Here is a 15,639-nt window from a genome sequence, read left to right on the forward strand (position 1 = left end):
GGACAAAGGTACAGTATTTTTTTAAATCACTTCGAAATACCTTCCCGATCCAAAATAAATGCGTAATCTCTCGCTACCTCCTTAATGGCTTCAAATCTTCCTGAAGCTCCACCATGACCCGCTTCCATATTGGTGTGCAATAAAAGAATATTGTCATCGGTTTTTAGTTCTCTCAATTTAGCGACCCATTTGGCCGGTTCCCAGTATTGCACCTGCGAGTCGTGTAATCCGGTTGTAACCAGAATATTCGGATAGTTTTTAGCGGCAACATTATCGTAGGGCGAATACGACTTGATATACTGATAATAGGTACTATCGTTAGGATTGCCCCATTCGTCATATTCTCCCGTGGTTAAGGGAATAGAATCATCGAGCATGGTAGTTACCACGTCCACAAAAGGAACGGCGGCGACCACTCCATTATATAATTCTGGCGCCATGTTGACTACCGCTCCCATAAGTAACCCTCCGGCAGATCCACCGGAAGCATATAAATGTTCTGGAGAGGTGTATTTTTCTTCAATTAAGAAGTTGGATACATCCACAAAATCTGTAAAGGTGTTCTTTTTCTTAAGGAGCTTTCCGTCTTCATACCATTGTCTTCCCAGATATTGCCCACCCCGTACGTGAGCGATAGCATAGATAAATCCGCGATCTAACAGACTCAAACGGGCCACTGAGAAATACGGATCAATGGTTGAGCCGTAGGAACCGTATGCATACTGTAGCAAAGGATTTTCACCATCTAATTCTATGCCTTTCCGATACACGATTGATACGGGTATCTTTTTGCCATCTCGGGCCGGCGCCCAGATGCGTTTCGACTCGTAGTTGGCCGCGTCAAAGGTGCCTCCTAATACTTCGGTTTGCTTTTTAATTTCTTTCTCCTGAGTGTCCATATTAAAATCGACAATAGACGCCGGAGCCGTTAAACTATTATAGGCATAGCGCAAGATCCTGGTATCGAACTCAATATTCTGCGTGGTATACGCCGTATAGGTTTCATTATCGAAAGGAAGGTAATAATCCTTCGTGCCATCCCAAGACATGATTCGGAGCTTATTAAGGCCATTGTCTCGTTCGCTAACCACCAAATACTCTTTGAAGATATCAACATCCTCCAACAGAACTTGCTCACGATGTGCGATCACTTCCTCCCATTGGTCGGATGTCGTAGCTGTTTCCGAAGTTTTCATCAACTTGAAATTAGTAGCGCCGTCTTTGTTGGTAACGATATAAAAATGATCGCCGTAGTGCGCGATTCCGTATTCGAGTCCGCGTACCCTCGGCTGGAACACCTTAAACGCACCCTTAGGAGTATCAGCTTTTAAAATCTGGAATTCAGACGTAAGTGTACTATACGAGCCGATGACCAAAAACTCATCCGACTTTGTCTTGTAAACATAAGTGCTAAAGGTTTCATCCGTTTCTTCATACACTTTTACATCGGCTGTTGCTTCGGTACCCCGTTCATGTCTAAAGATCTCATTAGAACGCAGTGTTTGCTCGTCTTTTCGAGTATAAAACAAGGTCTTATTATCATTGGCCCAGGTAGAGCTTCCGGTAGTTGTAGGGATGGTTTCTTCCAGTACCTCTCCGCTTTCCAGGTTTTTGATGTATAACGTATATTTCCGCCTGCTAACGGTATCTACTCCGTAGGCGACCCATTGATTATCGGGACTCACATTGATGCCGCGAAGGTTGTAATAGCTATAGCCTTTCGCCATGTCATTCACGTTGAATAGAATCTCTTCTTCCGCTTCAAGCGAACCCTTTTTACGCGAGTAGATAGGATAGTCATTTCCCGTTTCAAAGCGTGTTATATAGTAATAGCCATTGTAGAAATAAGGCACCGAACTATCGTCCTCTTTAATCCGACTCTTGATCTCTTCAAACAAATCTTGTTTCAGGACATCGGTATGAGCCGTCATCTTGTTGTAGTAATCGTTTTCACGCTCCAGGTAATCGATCACCTCTTCATTTTCACGATTATTCAGCCAGAAATAAGGATCCACACGCATATCACCATGCATTTCTAAGGTTTTATCAATCTTCTCGGCGGTTGGAGGAGTGTGTTTCATAGCGGACGTTTGCTCATTTTCTTCGTTACAGGACGCAAAAATAGCACTTATGAGGCAAAGGGATAGGATATATTTCATCAGAAAAAAAGTGAGGAGTTACGTACCGAAAATAGTAAATTTGTGTCACTAAAAAAATTGAAGATATGTTTGGAGATATGATGGGTAAATTAAAAGAAGCCCAAGAAAAAGTAGCAGCGACAAAAAAACGAATGGATACGGTTATGGTGGACGAACAAAGTTCAGACGGACTGTTAAACATTACCCTTACCGCCAATCGGGAAATAAAAAAAGTAGCCATCAATGATGCCCTGCTTGAAGACAAAGAACAATTAGAGGATTATTTGATTGTAACCTTGAACAAAGCCATCCAAAAGGCTACCGCCATCAACGAAGCCGAAATGGCTGCAGCGGCCAAGGAAGGAATGCCAAATATTCCTGGAATGGATCAACTTTTTGGGAAATAGTCGTTCTGATTGTATTGCTTTTGGAAACGCTGGAAAGGAAATACAGTTCAAATTTTTTGAAATTAGATATATTTCAGATATTTACAGGAATGATAATCCCTAAAAAGAGAAAACATGTTTGAACTTAAAAAGAGCGGCGATAAATTTCACTTCGTCTTGAAGGCTTCTAACGGACAAGTAATTTTGTCGAGCCAAATGTACGCTTCCAAATCAGGTGCTTCTAACGGAATTGATTCTGTAAAGAAGAATTGCGGTGACGATAATTGCTTCGAGCGCAAGACAGCGAAGAATGGAAAGTTCCACTTCAACATTAAATCCACCAACGGTCAAATCATCGGAAGCAGTCAGATGTACGCTTCTGAAAGTGGTATGAACAACGGTATTGAATCGGTCAAGAAAAATGCGCCAGGCGCTGAGGTGAAAGAGGCCGAATAAAACTACCTTTCAAAAGACACGAAAAGCTTTCTTCTACGAAGAAGGCTTTTTTGTTTCATACTGTTGTAGACTCAGCAATACCTTTTTGTGCATGCCATCATCGTAATCCAAATGCGTGACCATGCGCAATTTTCCTTGCCCCATATCGCTAATGCGTATTCCTTCGGAATCTAAATACGCCATAAAATGAGCCGCGGGAATAGCATCGTTCAAATAGAAAATAACAATATTGGTTTCGGTAGACTCCACTTCCGAAACATACGCCAACGACGCTAAATGAGACGCCAATTCTTTGGCCTTCTGATGGTCTTCTTTCAAACGCGACACATGATGTTCTAAGGCATAGCTTCCTGCGGCGGCCATAAAGCCAATTTGCCGCATGCCACCCCCTAGTATTTTGCGAACCCTAATAGCGTTTTTCATAATGTGCCTTTTCCCGGCTAGAACGGTCCCTAACGGTGTTCCGAGACCCTTGCTTAAACATAGGGTGAGGGTATCGAAGACGCGACCGTATTCTTTGGGATCATCCCCGGTAGCGACCAAAGCATTCATCAATCGAGCCCCGTCTAGGTGCAACCCTAAATCATGCGCATTACAAACCTCACGGATACGTTTAAATTCTTCAAAATCATAACAGGCGCCACCTCCTTTGTTGGTGGTATTTTCGAGGCAAACCAAAGAGGTCAACGGACTGTGATAAAAATCAGGCGGATTGATATGTGAGGCCACCTGCTCGGCGGTGATCATCCCACGCGTACCGGCCACAAGCTTGCAAGAAACACCACTATTGAAGGAAACACCGCCTCCTTCGTAATTAAACACATGAGCCCATTGATCGCAAATTAATTGTTCTCCGGGTTGGGTATGCAGTTTAATAGCCGCTTGATTGGCCATACTTCCGGTAGGAAAAAACAAGGCTTCCTCCATGCCAAATAGTTCCGCCACTTCGGCCTCGAGCGCATTGGCAGAAGGATCTTCTTTATAGACATCGTCCCCTACCTTGGCGTTCATTATCGCTGCTAACATTTCTGGTGTGGGACGGGTTACCGTATCACTTCGTAGGTCAATGGTCATAGTTTTGGGGTTCTTACAATTCTCTTCGGAAACGATTAGCGTTTGCTTCAATGACTTCATCCATCATCGCATCCAAGGTGGTAATTTTTAAATTTTTATTGTGTTCGTAGTTCAAGTTCGGCTGACTCGATCCGTTGGTCATATCATATAATCGGTAGGTGGTGTGTACCGTATCTTCCGCATCAGCGTAAAACGAAAAATCGCGTCTGCACGGATGCGTTTGAGTTCGCTGGGTAGGTCGGTTTCCGGGATTTTGCACCTGATAAGGCTTCACATCCTCTTTTTGTAATGTTGAAAGATGCGTCATATAGAAAGAGATGGGGTTGGTCGCCCCTACGGAGATGGGTGTAAAAACCCCACAATTATCGATCTTTTTGATCATCACGTCTCCTTCAGGCTCCTGCCAGAGCACATAACTCTCATAGTAGGTTCCTTCCGAAGTGCATATTTCATTGTTTCCAATGCGGAACATCTCTGTGGTTCCCAGGCAATATCGTTTGGTAGTAAAAAAATTCGTAATGCCGCGCTCGGTTAATTCTGTCGTGAACTGGTTCAGTAACGATTCAACCTTTGCCTTATTATTCTGGGAGAATCCCATGCTGCCCATAAGCAACAGTAGTATGCATGTAATTGTTTTCATAGTGAGGTTGTTTTTTGTAGAATAGATTAATGATATTGCATACAGCCGCCACCAATCGGGCTCCCATCAGGGATCTTAGGCACTGGTGGAGGTGTAAATTTTTCTGGGAATTTTCGGAATTGTGCTATGGTCAATAGCATCTGGCGATCATTCACGGTATTGGACTTCTCCATTGCCTTCTCCCATAGACTCAGGTGATGCTGCAAATGCGCTTTCGCCTGGGGGATCACATCTTTATGCTGAATCGAATGCAGCACATGGAACAAGATTCGATGCTGAATGGTGTGGTACACTTCTTTATGATAGGCGTCCTTCGGAACATCGTAGTATAAGGCAGTGAGCGCACTCAACACATCTTCCACACCAAGGTTCTTCTCTCCCTCTGTTAATCCTTTTTGTACTACAAGTCGGTTTAACCGCTGCGGATGCAACAATAATTGCAAGGTCATGTCACTCGCTGTGGCGGCTGCTCCCAGGGGATCGAACGCCACTCCCATGTCACTTTTAAAAGATTCCCGACTGCGGGAATACCCATAGGCTCTTGGCGGAAAATAGGTTTGTAATTGCTTCGGAATCGCTAACTGCTCTACTCGCAAGGTCTTAATTACCTGAGCTAAAGCATTCGCCTGTTTTTCTTCGGAAAGATAGGAGGGCGTTTTCCCATTGTATCCTTTCACCAGATAATCGTACTCCATCCCACCAATACTTTTTACGGCAGCCTCTGTTTGATAGCGATGAAAGAAATACAAGGGTACAAAGACATCCTCCAAAACGGTATACGGTTCTCCCGTGCGAATGTTATCCAACGAGAAGGTTTGCATGGCATTCTTCCGAAGTTGTAATACTTTTTCTAATTCTTGTGCGGCTGTTTCTCCATTGTCCCATAGGTGCGCCTTGGCATGAGCGCCTCCTTGCGGCCGTGCGTCACTATCGGTGATAAACCGATGGCCATCTGCAAAGGCTCCTTCCAGTAAGGCATTGAGATAGGTCTTTTCGTCGGTTCCAGTAGGTATGTCGCTGTAGCTATAGGCTACGGTAACCTTATCCCAGTCACCAATTCCGGTATCGTAGGCATCGTTAAACTTAAGGGATCCGTTGGCCCCCATATCGATCTTTGGATGCGGATAATCCATAACACTGGCTCGATCTATCGTACTCGCCGCAAAATTGTGCGCGAACCCAAGGGTATGCCCTACCTCATGCGCAGAGAGTTGACGAATACGCGCTAACGCCAAGTCGAGCATGGGTTTATAGTTTTCATCACTGGTCGCAAAAGGTTTGTTCATCAGGGCTTGTGCGATCATATAGTCTTGTCGGATACGAAGACTTCCCAAACTAACATGTCCTTTGATGATCTCACCGGTACGTGGATCGGTAATACTAGCACCATAGCTCCACCCTCGTGTAGAGCGATGTACCCATTGTATCACATTATAACGCACATCCATTGGGTCGGCATCACCCGGAAGCATTTTTACTTGAAAAGCATCTTTGTAACCAATGGCTTCAAAGGCCTGATTCCACCAGCGCGCACCTTCTAGTAAGGCAGACCGCACCGGCTCGGGCGTTCCCGGGTCCAGATAATAGATAATGGGTGCTACAGCCTCACTTACAGAAGCCGTAGGGTTCTTCTTCTCTAGGCGGTGGCGCGTGATAAAACGTTTTTGTATGGGCTCCCAAATGGGCGTACTGTAGTCTAAATAACTAATCGCAAAAGAACCGCTACGCGGATCGAAGGCCCTGGGGGTATAACCCTCGTCAGGCAGTTCGACAAAACTATGGTGTTGGATCACCGAAATGGATTCGGCATTCGGAGCCACACTTCGTAAATTGCTACCGGTGGGAGTACCTTTTAGCGTTAACAAGGCTTCAAATTCTACGTTCTTCGGAAATGCCTTGGTGCGCTCCATCCATAGGGCGCTGCGGGAAGTATCTACCTTATAGGTTCCTTCTTTTCCGCGTTTTAACCGATTCGCTACCTGATGCGCATCTTCCATCAAAAATGGCGTCAAGTCTATGAGGTAGGTATCGCCCTCTGTTTCTTTGATAGGAAAACCAAACCATACCGAGCGCGCAAACGCTTCCGAGATAGAACGTCGTTCCAAATCGTTCTCTGAGGTAGCCCGATATTTCATATTGGGTTGCACCAGCAGAATTTTGTTTCCGCTTTTTACAAAAGAAACCACCTCTCCCCCACCTAATTGTCCTCGATCTAAGCCAATATCGTTAGATCCCAACCCGGTTCGCAGGGAGTGAACATAGAGAAATTCGGTATCTAATTTGTCGACGGCGAGATAGATGGAACCTTCTTCTTCAGAATAATAGAAATCAAAAAAACCTTCGAATTTTTGTACGTCGGATTTATCTGAAAGAAACTGAGCCGAAGCTACGGCAACACAGAGAAGGGCACAACAACTGAGAATAACGTGTTTCATGGGTGGAATGTTTACTTTGGGGAATGCCCTAAACTACTAAAATTCCTTTAAAAACATTTCGGCAACGGAAGTTAAATCCTATTTTTACGAAAAATTACACCACCCTATGATTACATCAGATCAACTCAACGATCTTAAAGAACGCCTGGATGCGTTAAGGAGGTATCTTTGACGTGGCCGGAAAGCGTGTCGAAATAGCTAACGACGAAGAAAAAACCTACGATCCCAATTTTTGGAACAATCCACAAGAGGCCGAGGCTTTTATGAAGCAACTTCGCAATAAGAAAAAATGGGTTGAGGATTATGAAAATGCCATGCAACTTACCGAAGACGCCGAGGTCATCTACGAATTCTTTAAAGAAGGAGAAGGGGAAGCGGCCAATGTAACCACCCGTTTTGAAACGGCGCAATCGGCCGTTGAAGCTCTTGAATTTCGGAACATGCTCAGCGTAGAAGGCGATGATCTTTCTGCCGTTCTTCAAATTACAGCGGGTGCCGGAGGCACAGAAAGTTGCGATTGGGCCCAAATGCTTATGCGCATGTACTTGATGTGGGCCGAAAAAAACGGATTTAAAATCAAAGAACTGAACTTTCAGGCTGGAGATGTCGCCGGAGTGAAAACCGTGACCCTCGAGATTGATGGTGACTATGCCTTTGGTTGGTTGAAAAGTGAGAATGGCGTGCATCGTTTGGTGCGTATTTCTCCATTTGACAGCAATGCGAAAAGACACACGAGTTTTGCCAGCGTCTATGTGTATCCATTAGCCGATGATTCTATTGAAATCGATATCAATCCTGCTGATATCTCTTGGGATTTCGCTCGAAGTAGTGGTGCCGGAGGACAGAATGTAAATAAAGTAGAGACCAAGGCCATTCTTACTCATCATCCTAGTGGCATCGTAATCCATAATAGTGAAACGCGTTCGCAGTTAGAAAACCGCGAAAAAGCGATGCAAATGTTGAAATCGCAGTTGTATGAAATTGAACTTCGGAAGCAACAAGCACAACGCGATGCGATTGAGGCCGATAAAAAAGCAATTGAATGGGGATCGCAAATTCGGAATTATGTGCTCCACCCCTACAAACTCATTAAAGACGTGCGTACAAGTCACGAAACCGGAAATACCGATGCCGTCTTAGATGGCGATCTCGACGATTTCTTAAAAGCATATTTAATGATGACCGGCCAAAAAGAAGCAAGCAATGAGTTATAACACGATTATTTTTGATCTGGGAGGCGTACTGGTAGATTGGAATCCGGAATATGTGTTTTTGAAAGAATTCCGAGGCGATCGGGAAAAGATGAACTGGTTTCTAAATACCGTTTGCTCATGGGATTGGAACGAAAATCAAGATGCAGGGTATCCCTTGGCACAAGCCACAGAAGATAAAGTAAAGGAATTTCCCGAATATGAAGACCTTATTCGCATGTATTACGGACGTTGGGAAGAAATGCTGGGATATGCCCACGACGATACCCTGGCCATCTTAAAACAAACCGTCGAAAATCCTGGATTAAATGTGTTTGCCCTTACCAATTGGAGCGGAGAAACTTTTCCGAAGGCCCTCTCAAAATTTGAATGGTTGCAATGGTTCGATGGAATTGTGGTAAGTGGGGATGAGAAAACCCGAAAACCCTTTGCAGACATCTATGAACTCGCGCTGTCCCGGTATGACATCACCCCTTCTGAAGCCATCTTTATAGATGATAATAAAAGAAATGTGGCCGCGGCAGAAAAACTGGGCATAACCGCCTTGCATTTCACCGGGGCAAAGCAATTGGCCACCGACCTCAACAGGCTGGGGATCACTCTAAATTCTAGTTCATGAAACCTGCTTCGGTTCCGCAAATACGAAAAGAACTTGCCTTTCGATCTCCGGAAGAAATCAAAGAGATCTGTCTTCGACTGGCGCGTTTCAAAAAAGAAAACAAAGAACTACTTACCTATTTATTATTTGAAGCTCAAGACGAGACGGGCTACATCGAACATGTGAAAGAATACATGACCGCTCAATTTCGTTCGGTAAATCGAAATCGATTTTACTTTGTCAAAAAGAGCATTCGAAAAATTTTGAGAGAGACCAAGAAATTTAGTCGGTATTCCAATAGCAAAGCAACGGAAGTTGAGTTGCTACTTCATTTTTGCAGAGAGTTTCAATTATTTGGCCCTTCCGTACAACGAAGTACTACGATGAAGAATTTATACGAACGACAAATTCAGTATATCACTAAAAAAATAGAAAGCTTGCATCCCGACCTTCAATACGATTATCACGATGAGTTGGAAACGCTTTTAAAAAAATAATCCTATGAATACCATCATCTATCATAATCCGCGTTGCCGAAAATCCCGAGAAACCCTTCAAATCTTGGAGGAACATGGGGAATCCCTGGAAATTGTCAAATATCTGGAGACGCCACCTTCTGCCCCAACCCTTTCTGAACTGATCGCAATGCTTGGGATCGCCCCGATCGACCTGGTGCGCACGAACGAAACGATATGGAAAGAACAGTTTAAGGGGAAAGCCTTGACGGATGCCGAGATCGTGAATGCCATGGTTGCCAATCCTAAGTTGATAGAAAGACCCATTGTGATCAAAGGCAGAAAAGCCGTTATTGGGCGGCCGCCCGAAAACGTCAAAAAGCTACTATAAGTCTTACTGATTTCGGTATCAAAAATTCCCATTTAACACGTCGCTAGTTTTAACACAACTTTAGCAGCCATCGCCTAAACCCCCTTGTATTTTCGTAGTCAAAAGCGAAACCAAAAAAGACTATGAAAAAAATTCTATGTGCGCTCTTCCTATGTTGTTCAATACTGTCGGTTGCTCAAACCTCTCAGGGAACCTCAACTCCTGAAGAAGTAACCGTCAAAGGCCAGATTATCGAAGAAGGAACCAATTATCCTCTGGAATACGCCACGGTTTCGTTTGTCAATCAACAAGGAAGCACCGTTACCGGTGGTATCACTGATCTCGATGGGAACTACGCTATTCAAGTGCCGGCGGGCAGGTATACGGTGAAAGTAGAATTTATTTCCTACGAAACTAAAGAAATACCCAATCAGAATTTAAGAAAAAATACAACCCTCCCTACTATCTCATTGGCCGTAAATTCGGAAAGCTTAGATGAGGTGGTCATTCGCGCGGAAACGACAGAGGTACAAGTGCGCCTCGATAAAAAAATATATACCATTGGGAAAGACCTAACCACCAGCGGGGCTACGGTAAGTGACGCCCTAAATAATGTACCATCGGTGACCGTGGATGTAGAGGGCGCCATTAGTTTACGCGGAAACGAGAACGTGCGTATTTTAATTAATGGGAGGCCTTCGGCTATTGCGGGCTTCGGATCTACCGACGCACTGCGACAGCTTCCGGCGGAAGCTATTGAACGCGTGGAGGTAATCACGTCCCCTTCAGCTCGATACGATGCGGAAGGCACTGCGGGAATTCTCAATATTATTCTTCGGAAAGAAAAGACACTCGGACTCAATGGTTCGATACAAACAAACTTCGGAGTGCCACTACAAAGTGGTATTACGGGGAACATCAACCTGAGAACCGATAAATTCAACATTTTCAATACGACGGGAATCCGATACCGAAACTCTCCTGGAAACGCTTTTTATGACAACCAATTTTTTCCGCGTACTACCATAGATCCAGACACCGGAGAAGAAATCGTTATTGAGCCACAGTTCGATCGAACGATCGAAGAACGCGATTACGAGCGCAAGGATCAAGGGTTTAATACGAACCTGGGAATGGAATATTTCTTAACAGACCGTTCCTCGATTACCGGTAGTGTCTTTTTGCGATTGGGCGATGATGAAGATATTACCACCAACCGAACGCGTCGATTTACCGATGGTGACTTGGCAGAAACCACCCTTCGCGTGGAGAACGAAACCGAAAAGGACCAGAGCTATCAGGTATCGTTGAATTATGTAAACAATTTTGATGACGACGGCCACAAATTGACAGCCGACTTCCAGTATGAGAACGATATGGAAGAGGAACGCTCTTTTATTACAGAACAGCGGATCATTCCAACAGAATTTGAGTTCCCTTCAGAAGACATCATTACCGAAGAAACACAGAAGGAATATTTGATTCAGGCAGACTACGTGCTGCCTATTGGTGAGAACGCGCAATTTGAAGCGGGGTATCGCGGAACCCTACAAAACGAGGTGACCGATTTCACGCTCAATCAAGAGAATGAAGCGGGTATTTTTGTGCGCAATGATACCTTATCGAATATCTTTGACTATACCGAAAATGTCCACGCTGTATATACGCAGTACGGAAACAAATTCGGAAAGCTTTCTTTCCTACTTGGGTTGCGTCTTGAAAACACCCAATTGAAAGGAGATATCGAGTCGAATCTCGACGAAGCCGCCTTTTCGGATGCGCTGGGTGTGGATATTGATACGAACTTCGACAAAAATTATTTGGGCCTTTTCCCCACCGTAAATTTGATCTATGAGCTTGGCGAACGTGAAAACGTTTCCTTGGGATACAACCGACGTATCAACAGACCCCGTGGATGGTTTATCAATCCGTTTCCATCGCGATCTAGTGTTACTAACGTTTTTCAAGGGAACCCAGACCTTGACCCTGCCTTCGCAAGTGCCTTTGATCTGGGATATTTACGCCGTTGGGACAAACTTACCCTTACTACCTCTGTCTATTATCAGTACGAAACCGATTCGTTTGAGCGTATTCAAGAACAAACAGGGCAAGTAATTAATGGCGTAAACGTGGTTAGAACCGTTCCGATCAATTTATCGACCAACGAACGTATGGGCTTCGAACTGGGATTATTGTACAACCCTGTGAACTGGTTGCGCTTAAATGGTAGTTTTAATTATTTCAATTTTAAAAGTGACGGAAGCTTCAATGGGGTTGAATACGGTACCGAAAATAACAGCTGGTTTGCACGAGCAAGCTCAAAAGTGACCCTGCCCTATAAAATAGATTGGCAAACGAACGCGTTCTACCGAGGTCCTACCAACAATGCCCAAACGGAAAATGAAGGGATCTTCTCAATGAACCTGGCACTGAGTAAAGATATTATGGATGATAATGGAACCATTGGTTTTAATATTAGTGATGTGTTCAATTCTAGAAAAAGACGCTCGTTTACGGTAGCAGATACCTTTACAAGTGATTCAGAATTTCAATGGAGACAGCGTCAGTTTACCTTGTCATTCACCTATCGATTCAATCAAAAGAAGCAACGTCAACGCGGCCGTGGCGATGGAGGGTTTGACGAAGATGGTGGTGACTTTGAAGGATAAAGTGAGATGATAACACAAAAAAAGGAAGTCGGCCGACTTCCTTTTTTATTTATATTTTTTGAGGACTACGCCTCTTCTGCTTCCGCTTTCTTCTTTTCACGTTTTAATTTCCAATTCTCATACAAGGCGCCTCCAATCCAGTATGGGATAAAGGAGATCAAGAAAATCATCAACCAAAAACCGATGGTCAAAATGGTTAAGAATGCTAAAAATCCAAGATATTGATCAAATTCAAACATAATGACGTGTTTTACGCGACAAAGATAATAGGATTTTTTCAGAAAAAACAGCAAAACAAATCAATTTATTCACGGCAAATAAACATTAGGTATTTTGACCATGGCACCCGTATTTAGTACCTTTGCTTCACAATCAGACACCTATGAATTACCGAATAGAAAAAGATACCATGGGCGAGGTTCAAGTACCCGCCGACGTCCTTTGGGGCGCACAAACAGAACGTTCCAGAAATAATTTTAAAATTGGAGCTCCCGCGAGCATGCCCTTAGAAGTAGTCTATGGTTTTGCCTACCTAAAAAAGGCCGCGGCCTATACCAATTGCGAACTAGGCGTGCTTTCCGAAGAGAAGCGAGACCTGATCGCACAAGTGTGCGACGAGATCCTCTCCGGCGATCACGATGATCAATTCCCGCTAGTGATCTGGCAAACAGGAAGCGGAACGCAAAGCAACATGAACGTGAATGAGGTAATTGCGAATAGAGCGCATCAGTTAGCGGGTAAAAAGATCGGTGATGGAGACAAAACACTGCAACCCAATGACGATGTAAATAAGTCGCAATCTTCCAACGATACCTTTCCTACCGGAATGCATATCGCCGGATATAAGAAACTAATAGAAGTAACCATTCCCGGGGTGGAGCAGCTTCATCGGACCCTTCAGAAGAAGGCAGCCGACTTCAAAGATGTGGTGAAAATTGGCCGGACGCACCTTATGGATGCAACCCCCTTAACCCTCGGTCAGGAGTTTAGCGGATATGCTTCTCAACTGGAACATGGATTAAAAGCATTGAGAAACACCTTGCCGCACCTATCGCAATTAGCCCTTGGTGGAACCGCCGTTGGAACCGGTATCAACACGCCTAAAGGGTATTCAGAGAAAGTAGCTCAATACATTGCTACCTTTACGGAATTACCGTTTGTTACTGCGGAAAATAAATTTGAAGCGCTTGCCGCCCATGATGCCATTGTAGAATCGCATGGTGCCCTAAAGCAGTTGGCTGTTTCCCTTAATAAAATAGCGAACGACATCCGAATGATGGCAAGCGGGCCTCGCAGCGGTATTGGCGAAATTACCATTCCCGCCAACGAACCGGGATCTTCTATCATGCCGGGAAAAGTGAATCCAACCCAATGTGAAGCCCTCACTATGGTCTGCGCACAGGTGATGGGTAACGATGTGGCCATATCTGTAGGTGGCATGCAAGGCCATTATGAGCTGAATGTGTTCAAACCTGTGATGGCGGCAAACCTATTACAATCAGCACAACTTTTAGGCGATGCCTGTGTTTCGTTTGACGAACATTGCGCGCAAGGAATCGCACCCAATAAGGAGGTAATTGATTCCCTTCTGAAAAATTCACTCATGCTGGTAACCGCCCTCAATACCAAAATTGGTTATTACAAAGCGGCAGAAATAGCGAACACGGCGCATAAGAATGGAACGACCCTTAAAGAAGAGGCCGTTAATTTGGGATATCTCACAGCAGAAGAATTTGATGCCTGGGTACGCCCCGAAGATATGGTAGGAACAAAATAAGTCCTTTTTTTAAATGATAAAGCGGAGTGTTTAACTCCGCTTTTTTTTTCATTGCAAAACAAGTATTTCATCGATAAAATGCAATTTTCTTAGGTGAAATGTATTTTTTAAGTATATTGGATCACCCAATTTGATGAAACTTACTTATTATGAGGCTAAAAAACTACCCCGCCCTGTGGTGTTTTTTGTTGATGTTCTTGGTCGTTCAAACAACTAGTTTTGCGATGGCATCAGTAACTGCATACACACCAAAAAGCCCTACGAATACTGCAATTGCCGTCAATACTATGAGCGTTTTTGCGGCGTACGCAACTGATTGGACACCGCATTTTTTATCGCTGTCGTCCACTACAAATATTTCGAAATCGAGCCAGACATCTTTTGAGGCGCTAACAGCATTTGAAGAATTTTCCTACAATAAAACTACGGCAAGTCTTCCGGTGGGATCCTTGTTCACCCTTTCCAATCAGTCGCTATTTGGATATGGTTTTTTTTACGGAAGTACGCTTATGCTCATCTTACTCAATTTAGTGTGCTTCTTCTTGTTCGCACAACGCTCGTATTTGTTGCACACTCTGAGTATTGTAGCGTGGGGACTGGTATTTTTCTATAACGACGGACTTCTCGCACTGCTAGACATTAGCGTGGCGCAGGTACACCCGCCAACCCAGGCGTTGCTTTTGGCCATCTCCTGCGCCATAACATGCCTCTTCGCGGCGCGTTTCTTACGATTACAGGAGTACCTGCCAAAGGCGCGAATTATTAGTATCGCGTTTTTCAGCCTAAGTGCCTTACTCCTCGGGTTTGCTTACGGAACAGAGAACCTACTATTCACCAATTTGTCGGTTGCCTTTTCGATGTCGGCACTCGTATTGTATTTCTTGTCTGGTATTTATATGTTCTCCAAAAAGAATTACGCCAAGTTCTTTGTGATCGCAGCGTTTATCCCTTTGCTATTTGCTATCGATTACTTCGTACTGGCGCCTTTAAACATCCATTTCCTAGGAACGATGACCTTTCATTTGAAGATCGCGACCGCTACCGAAATGATCATTTTAACCTATGCGATCATGTATCGCATGCAAGCCATCAAAGAAGAAAATATTTTGCGCCAAACAGAGATGCGCATCTTTTTAAAACGACAAGAAGTCATGAATGTACGCCAAAAAACAGAAAAGCTGGTAGAAGATGTCTACCTTGAAAACCTTATCATGCATTACGATCTCGATGGATTAGAGATCAAGCTTCTGCAATATATTTCAGAGGGAATTGATAATGCTAAGATCGCTCGTAGACTTAAGGTCACCGAAGTGGAGGTAGAAGATCTTACAAAGGAATTGTACGAGAAACTGGAGATTGGAGAGCAAATTCAGCAAGACCACCGCATGCTCGATACTCAGCCCGACTATCTCTATAACTAAATCTATTTT

The 15,639-nt window shown here is 44.1% G+C and carries 14 protein-coding genes; 9 read left to right on the top strand and 5 right to left on the bottom strand.

The genetic code is table 11. The annotated features are described in order from the left end of the window. Positions 1-26: 26 nt before the first annotated feature. Positions 27-2,159 (bottom strand): S9 family peptidase, encoded by a 2,133-nt coding sequence (locus tag PO830_RS01025; RefSeq protein WP_442870041.1) that lies wholly within the window; start codon positions 2,157-2,159, stop codon positions 27-29. Positions 2,160-2,224: 65 nt separating this feature from the next. Between PO830_RS01025 and PO830_RS01030 the strand changes: the two genes are divergently transcribed. Continuing rightward, positions 2,225-2,545, top strand: a complete 321-nt coding sequence (locus PO830_RS01030) for a YbaB/EbfC family nucleoid-associated protein (protein WP_272851672.1) — start codon at positions 2,225-2,227, stop codon at positions 2,543-2,545. 114 nt (positions 2,546-2,659) lie between these two features. Beyond that, complete coding sequence (locus tag PO830_RS01035; RefSeq protein ID WP_272851673.1) at positions 2,660-2,980, top strand: YegP family protein; 321 nt, start codon at positions 2,660-2,662, stop codon at positions 2,978-2,980. A gap of 33 nt (positions 2,981-3,013) precedes the next feature. Here the strand turns inward: PO830_RS01035 and PO830_RS01040 are convergent, their stop codons facing one another. From PO830_RS01040 to PO830_RS01050, 3 genes are read right to left on the bottom strand one after another with little or no spacing between them, the layout of a single operon-like run. Further along, the gene (locus PO830_RS01040; RefSeq protein ID WP_272851674.1) at positions 3,014-4,054 is read right to left on the bottom strand and encodes a threonine aldolase family protein; all 1,041 of its coding nucleotides are present in this window, start codon (positions 4,052-4,054) and stop codon (positions 3,014-3,016) included. Between the two features lie 13 nt (positions 4,055-4,067). Next, entirely contained in the window at positions 4,068-4,694 is a 627-nt protein-coding gene (locus PO830_RS01045; RefSeq protein WP_272851675.1) for a hypothetical protein, read from the bottom strand. A 26-nt stretch (positions 4,695-4,720) separates the two neighbouring features. After that, positions 4,721-7,129: a zinc-dependent metalloprotease gene (locus PO830_RS01050; RefSeq protein ID WP_272851676.1), complete on the bottom strand. Its 2,409-nt coding sequence runs from the start codon at positions 7,127-7,129 to the stop codon at positions 4,721-4,723. A 106-nt stretch (positions 7,130-7,235) separates the two neighbouring features. Between PO830_RS01050 and prfB the strand changes: the two genes are divergently transcribed. The 5 genes from prfB (at position 7,236) to PO830_RS01075 (ending at position 12,432) form a co-directional block, all read left to right on the top strand. After that, a protein-coding gene (prfB, locus tag PO830_RS01055) for a peptide chain release factor 2 (protein WP_272851677.1) occupies positions 7,236-8,343 on the top strand; the annotation gives its coding sequence in 2 pieces (ribosomal slippage) (positions 7,236-7,298 and positions 7,300-8,343; 1,107 coding nt in all). Next, positions 8,333-8,959 (top strand): HAD family hydrolase, encoded by a 627-nt coding sequence (locus PO830_RS01060; RefSeq protein WP_272851678.1) that lies wholly within the window; start codon positions 8,333-8,335, stop codon positions 8,957-8,959. The genes prfB and PO830_RS01060 overlap by 11 nt, the downstream gene beginning before the upstream one ends. Continuing rightward, the gene (locus tag PO830_RS01065) at positions 8,956-9,435 is read left to right on the top strand and encodes a hypothetical protein (RefSeq protein ID WP_272851679.1); all 480 of its coding nucleotides are present in this window, start codon (positions 8,956-8,958) and stop codon (positions 9,433-9,435) included. The genes PO830_RS01060 and PO830_RS01065 overlap by 4 nt, the downstream gene beginning before the upstream one ends. 4 nt (positions 9,436-9,439) lie before the next feature. Next, positions 9,440-9,784 (top strand): arsenate reductase (glutaredoxin), encoded by a 345-nt coding sequence (gene arsC / locus PO830_RS01070; RefSeq protein WP_272851680.1) that lies wholly within the window; start codon positions 9,440-9,442, stop codon positions 9,782-9,784. 122 nt (positions 9,785-9,906) lie between these two features. Then, positions 9,907-12,432, top strand: coding sequence for an outer membrane beta-barrel protein (locus tag PO830_RS01075; protein ID WP_272851681.1), 2,526 nt, complete (start codon positions 9,907-9,909; stop codon positions 12,430-12,432). A gap of 65 nt (positions 12,433-12,497) precedes the next feature. On the opposite strand, the gene PO830_RS01080 is transcribed toward PO830_RS01075, so the two are convergent. Then, on the bottom strand, positions 12,498-12,671 hold the full coding sequence (locus PO830_RS01080) for a hypothetical protein (RefSeq protein ID WP_272851682.1): 174 nt from the start codon (positions 12,669-12,671) through the stop codon (positions 12,498-12,500). A 143-nt stretch (positions 12,672-12,814) separates the two neighbouring features. Between PO830_RS01080 and fumC the strand changes: the two genes are divergently transcribed. Next, positions 12,815-14,209, top strand: coding sequence for a class II fumarate hydratase (gene fumC, locus PO830_RS01085; protein ID WP_272851683.1), 1,395 nt, complete (start codon positions 12,815-12,817; stop codon positions 14,207-14,209). A gap of 224 nt (positions 14,210-14,433) precedes the next feature. Next, entirely contained in the window at positions 14,434-15,630 is a 1,197-nt protein-coding gene (locus PO830_RS01090) for a 7TM-DISM domain-containing protein (RefSeq protein ID WP_272851684.1), read from the top strand. The last annotated feature ends 9 nt before the right edge of the window (positions 15,631-15,639 follow it).

Source organism: Altibacter sp. HG106 (genome assembly GCF_028561755.1).
GTDB lineage: Bacteria > Bacteroidota > Bacteroidia > Flavobacteriales > Flavobacteriaceae > DFVG01.